Genomic DNA, 435 nt, shown 5'->3' with positions numbered 1-435 from the left:
CGCAAAGCCATCGTCAGCCTGCAGGCGAAGGGTGGCATCGCCGGCGAAACCGGCTTCGGGGGTGAAGAGCAGGGTTTGGCCGTCGGCAGCGAGGCGGGCTGTGCCGTGTTCGGCGCCGAGGATGCGCCAGAACACGGTGTCGCCTTCGAGGTCTTGGGCGATCTCGCTCAGGCTGCGGCGGGTGGCGAGGTCGCTGTGAGTACGCACTGCGTAGCCTGAGCTATCCCCACTTCCCCCCGCCTCGCCGTTGCCGGCGACGGCTGTGGTCAGGGGCTGCGTGGCGCCCGGCAAAGCCGGGCTGATGGGGGCATTCGTGGTATTCGGCAGCGCTCCTGATCCATTCCCACTCCCCCCGCCCTCGCCCGCCGGCGAGGGGGCGCCGTTGGCGGGGGTGCGGATACCCGCCCCGGCCTGCACCAGCGGTGCCTGATTGGC

At 71.0% G+C, this 435-nt stretch carries 1 protein-coding gene; it reads right to left on the bottom strand.

Annotated elements, in window-relative coordinates:
• Positions 1-435: Ig-like domain-containing protein (locus PZA18_RS24260; protein ID WP_284103460.1), on the bottom strand; the 435-nt coding region annotated here is incomplete at both ends.

This window comes from Parachitinimonas caeni (genome assembly GCF_030129945.1).
Classification (GTDB): Bacteria; Pseudomonadota; Gammaproteobacteria; order Burkholderiales; family Chitinimonadaceae; genus Parachitinimonas; species Parachitinimonas caeni.
Note: the sequence above shows the minus strand (reverse complement) of the source record. Positions and strands in the feature narration are given on the sequence as shown.